1 protein-coding gene is annotated in these 434 nt (G+C 56.2%); it reads right to left on the bottom strand.

What is annotated here, in order from left to right; all coding sequences use genetic code 11:
- Positions 1-132: 132 nt before the first annotated feature.
- A partial coding sequence (locus DID99_RS37575) for a hypothetical protein (protein WP_185733896.1) occupies positions 133-434 on the bottom strand: 302 nt, incomplete at its 5' end.

Genomic DNA, 434 nt, shown 5'->3' with positions numbered 1-434 from the left:
GCGGCATCGGCAAAGGGACCGGGTGCGAAAGGTCGTCATCCTACCATTCGCCTCGACCATCGAAGTGCACCAACGCCTCAGAAAAGTGAAGATTGCCGGGCTCCTGCGCCCCAGCCACGAATGCTTCCTCTGTCAGCCTCGTCCGAACACGACCGGACACAACGACTTGATACCGTCTCCGCGCGCCTGCTGGAGCAGGGCCTCCCGTTGCGCCGGATCATCCCATACCGGATCGGCCTTTTTAAACGGATCCGTGTGGAGCGAATACTGGGTTGCCAGATCCATATGGATGATGCCATTACCCGATCCCTGAAGAGTGATGTGATCGATATTGGTTCGCACCATGTATGTATCTTGAATGCGCGCCCCGGCGAAAAAAAAGCCGGACAGCTGGCAATTCAGAAACCGGGTATGGGTGACATCACTGTAAAGAA

The sequence above is a fragment of the Burkholderia sp. Bp8986 genome (assembly GCF_003854225.1).
Lineage (GTDB): Bacteria > Pseudomonadota > Gammaproteobacteria > Burkholderiales > Burkholderiaceae > Burkholderia.
The sequence above is the reverse complement of the archived record's forward strand: the minus strand, read 5'-3'. Positions and strand labels throughout refer to the sequence as shown.